At 38.8% G+C, this 2,736-nt stretch carries 3 protein-coding genes; 2 read left to right on the forward strand and 1 reads right to left on the reverse strand.

The genetic code is table 11. The annotated features are described in order from the left end of the window. Positions 1 to 316, forward strand: a 316-nt coding sequence (locus Q8907_15645; GenBank protein MDP4275704.1) for a sialidase family protein, incomplete at its 5' end; no start/stop codon positions are given. Positions 317 to 461: 145 nt separating this feature from the next. After that, the gene (locus tag Q8907_15650) at positions 462 to 1,727 is read left to right on the forward strand and encodes an MFS transporter (GenBank protein ID MDP4275705.1); all 1,266 of its coding nucleotides are present in this window, start codon (positions 462 to 464) and stop codon (positions 1,725 to 1,727) included. Between the two features lie 115 nt (positions 1,728 to 1,842). On the opposite strand, the gene Q8907_15655 is transcribed toward Q8907_15650, so the two are convergent. Beyond that, a partial coding sequence (locus Q8907_15655; GenBank protein MDP4275706.1) for a glycoside hydrolase family 3 C-terminal domain-containing protein occupies positions 1,843 to 2,736 on the reverse strand: 894 nt, incomplete at its 5' end.

The following is a 2,736-nucleotide window of genomic DNA, read 5'->3' on the forward strand; positions in this document are numbered from 1 at the left end:
AGCTGCCCTAATCGAGCCTGTATGTATGGCAAGCATTCATAAACATAATTATTCGGTAAATGGCGTACAAAAAAGCTTACTGTTATTTTTTAATCCCAATTCAAAAAAGATGAGGGATAATATGACTTTAAAAGTAAGCTTTGATGACGGGAAGACTTGGCCCAAAGAATACTGGTTGTTGTTGGATGAAAAAAAATCGAGGGGCTATTCATGTATAACCTCAATCAATGAAAAAGAAATAGGGATTTTATATGAAAGCAGTCAGGCAGACCTTGTTTTTGAAAAAGTCTCTTTGTCCGAACTATTACATCAGTGATTTATAAATTGTAAAAACCTTTTTTTAGAATTAGATATCAGATACATATTAACTATAAAGAATTCAAGTAAATTTTATCCAATATTTCAGGAAAAAGTATTGAGAAAAAAATAAAGGAACAATCAGACTGCTATAACTATATAAAATGATACAAGATAAGAAAAAATCTATCTATCCCTGGGTTGTTGTCGGACTTTTGTGGATGGTTGCCTTGCTTAATTACATGGACCGGCAAATGTTGTCCACCATGCGAAGTTCAATGATGGTAGACATTAAGGAACTAGAATCAGCCGAAAATTTTGGACGCCTGATGGCTGTCTTTTTATGGATCTATGGTTTTATAAGCCCAGTTGCCGGGCTTGTTGCCGACAAGTTTAGCAAAAAAAGATTAATCATTTGCAGTCTTGGGGTTTGGTCAGGAGTAACCCTCTTAATGGGCTATGTTCATAGTTTTTCAGTACTGTATATACTTAGGGCGATAATGGGAATTAGTGAAGCCTTGTACATTCCTGCAGGGTTAGCCCTTATTGTTGAATATCATAAGGGCAATACCCGTTCGCTTGCTATTGGTATTCATATGACAGGACTTTATCTTGGCCAGGCCATAGGAGGATTTGGTGCAACCTTAGCACACAGGTTTTCATGGCAAACGGCTTTTCATACTTTCGGATTAATAGGAGTGATTTACAGTTTCGTTCTGATGCTTTTCCTAAAGGATCATGAAAGAGAGAAAAGTAATCCTAACACGTCTGATTATAAACCGTCAAAAAATAAAATTGAGGGATTAAAATCCGTTTACCGGAGCCTGGGAACAATCCTTGGAACAATTAGTTTCTGGATTATATTGTTTTATTTTGCTGCACCCAGTTTCCCGGGATGGGCAACCAAAAACTGGTTACCAACATTATTTTCCATCAGCCTGGGCCTTGATATGACAATTGCTGGTCCTTTGGCAACGATAACAATTGCCGCCTCTTCATTTATCGGAGTTATTTTCGGAGGAATACTTGCAGACAGGTGGATTGGAAGGAACATACGGGGGAGAATTTATACCGGAGCTATTGGACTTTTCCTTATGATTCCGGCCCTTCTTCTGCTGGGTTTTGGAAAGGAAGCCTTTACTATTGTAGGAGGAGGAATTCTTTTCGGCATAGGTTTCGGAATGTTTGATGCCAACAATATGCCCATTCTTTGCCAGTTCATCTCCTCGCAACACCGTGCTGCAGCATATGGATTGATGAATATGACGGGAGTATTTGCAGGTGCATTTATCACCAACTTATTGGGAAAATCTACAGATTCGGGACATCTGGGAAAAGATATGGCTCTACTTGCAATTCCTGTCGCTATTGCAGTAATACTTCAGTTAACAATCCTAAAACCGGTTGTTGCGAATAAAACAGAGGATTGAATAGCAAATTAAGCTTCCATTTAATTAGCAGTATATTGCCAATAAATGGAAGCTTATTAATAGGGTTCAATAATCAGTTGAATAACAATTTTTTACTATTACCCGTTTTAAATTTCTATTTCAAGGTAAAAGTTCCTGTTAAGCGAAGATCACGGGATGAAGCAGCTGCATAGACGGTATAATTACCGGTCAGCACCTTCCAGCTATGTGATGATTGATTCCAATAAGACAGGGCACGGATGTCCAATGGGATAGAAATATGAGCAGACTGACCGGGAGTTAATTCAACTCTTTTAAATCCTTTCAACTGGCGAAGAGGTTGAGGAACTTCCGTATTCGAAGGCAGGCTAACATAAACCTGTGCAACTTCCGCTCCTTCCCTATTCCCTGTATTGGTAACATTAAATTCTACCACTACACCTTTTTTCTTGTCAGGTGACGATACTTTAAGGTCATTATAAGAAAAAGTGGTATAAGAAAGTCCATAACCAAACGGGAACAAAGGCTCAATATTTTTTGTGTCATACCAGCGATAACCCACCAATAAACCCTCTGTATAATGCTGAACATAATCTATTCCGGGATATTGATCGGCTGTTTGTAATGGAAGATCATCCATTTTTTCAGGAAAGGTAATTGGCAATTTCCCTGAAGGATTAATTTTACCGAACAAAACAGAAGCCACAGCATCACCATCTTCTTCACCCGGGTACCATGCCTCAATAATTGCAGGGGCTTTATTAACCCATGGCATAAGTACGGGTCCACCCGATTTCAACACTACAATCGTATTCGGATTTGCGGCCAATACAGCAAAAGCCAAGGAATCCTGATTGCCATTAAGTGCAATTGAATGATCAGACCCTTCTGACTGATGATCGCCCAACATGAGAATTACAACATCTGACTCTTTGGCAATTGATACAGCAGTTGATATGTTTTTACCGTTATTTTCCTTCACCAAAATATTTTCACCGGCAATTTTTCGAATACCTTCGGCAGGACTAAC

Source organism: Bacteroidota bacterium (genome assembly GCA_030706565.1).
Classification (GTDB): Bacteria; Bacteroidota; Bacteroidia; order Bacteroidales; family JAUZOH01; genus JAUZOH01.